The 1,560-nt window shown below is 56.3% G+C and carries 1 protein-coding gene and 1 rRNA gene; both read right to left on the bottom strand.

The genetic code is table 11. The features are described 5' to 3' along the window. Window positions 1-218 precede the first annotated feature (218 nt). Complete coding sequence (gene ebgR / locus PG892_RS22185; protein ID WP_041214116.1) at window positions 219-1,184, bottom strand: transcriptional regulator EbgR; 966 nt, start codon at window positions 1,182-1,184, stop codon at window positions 219-221. 164 nt (window positions 1,185-1,348) lie between these two features. Beyond that, window positions 1,349-1,463: ribosomal RNA gene (gene rrf, locus PG892_RS22180) — 5S ribosomal RNA — on the bottom strand. Window positions 1,464-1,560: the final 97 nt, after the last annotated feature.

Here is a 1,560-nt window from a genome sequence, read left to right as displayed (position 1 = left end):
CGATTGGATCGGACATACTGAGTACAGTGAAACCAGAATAGAGCAATTAGATCACATCTTTAATCTGATTGGTATGATAGCTGGCTGAATGGCAGTAAAATCAACTATAAAACATTGTGATGTGACGTCATTGGATGATATGGCAAAGCAGTTTGCTTGGTAGGGGTGTCGCACCACCGCAAGATGGCACGACTAAAATGCAGGGTATTTTACTAAAATCAGCGCGTAGTGCCACGCAGGGTCAACTTGCTCGGTACCAGCACCCGAAGGGGAATATCACGCTCGTCACGTAGCCGTTCGACCAACAGATTGACTCCCTGGGAGCCCATCAACTCGGAGTGGATCCGCACCGTTGAGAGCGGCGGGAAGGTGAACTTGGCGGTCGGGATATCGTTGACGCTGATAAGCTCGATCTGCTGGGGAATCGCCAGTCCCTTCTCGTGGATGGCACGCAGCACGCCGATGGCGATGGAGTCGGAGGCGACAAACAGTGCCCTGGGCCAGTCGCCGGCCAGCATCTCCTTCGCCAGCTTGTAGCCGGAAGCGCTGGAGAAGTCTCCGCGATAGAGATCGCTCTCCTGTACCACGCCAAGCCGCTGGCCATAATCGCGAAAGGCGAGTTCCCGCAGATCCGGGCCATCATCCTGGCCACCGATATAGCCGATGCGCTGATGGCCCTCGGCGATGAAGAAGTCCACTACCTGCTGGCTGATGAGTGCCAGATCCACGTCAATCGAGTCAAAATCCCCCTGGGAGCGGCAATCCACGAACACCAGCTGGGCAGACAGGCCGCGCAGCACGGCCAGCCGTTCTTCCGGCAGATGGCCGATGACCAGGATGCCATCGACGGCAGAGAGCTCACGCCCCTCGGCACCGTTGTAACAGTGGGCCAGCTCGATGTTGAGGCGGGTGCACTGGGTCTCGATGCCGTAGCGGATGGCGAGGTAATAGGGATCGTTGACCTCGGTGCTCTGGGGATAGGCGTAGACAGCCAGGAGCTGCAGCTTGCTCTTGTGCACCCCTTTGCGGGCGCTGCTGGTCTTGTACTCCAGCCGCTCGGCAATCTCGAAGATCTTCTGCCTGGTCTCGTCCTTGACGCTCAGGCTGGGATCCTCGTTCAGCACACGGGATACGGTAGCAAGCGATACCCCCGCCTCCTGTGCAATTTCCTTCAACGTAGCCATCAATACCTCGCAGGCAGCATCACGTGTTCATCGGGCAACGGCTAAAGAGTAACGAGCAATCCCTTGATAGCCCAGCATTTTTACTGAAATAGAAGCAGGGAATTGAGGCGGGAGGACAGAAATGCAAAAAGGCCTCCCGCATGGGAGGCCTCTTCTGAATAGGTGCCTGACAGTGTCCTACTCTCGCATGGCGAATGCCACACTACCATCGGCGCTACCGCGTTTCACTTCTGAGTTCGGCATGGGATCAGGTGGTTCCACGGCGCTATTGCCGTCAGGCAAAAGCTGTACTGCTTGAAAATGGTGCTGATACCCAGAATCGAACTGGGGACCTCATCCTTACCAAGGATGCGCTCTACCGACTGAGCCATATCAG

This window comes from Aeromonas sp. QDB68 (assembly GCF_027707405.1).
Classification (GTDB): Bacteria; Pseudomonadota; Gammaproteobacteria; order Enterobacterales; family Aeromonadaceae; genus Aeromonas; species Aeromonas caviae.
This window is presented reverse-complemented; position numbering and strand designations above follow the sequence as displayed.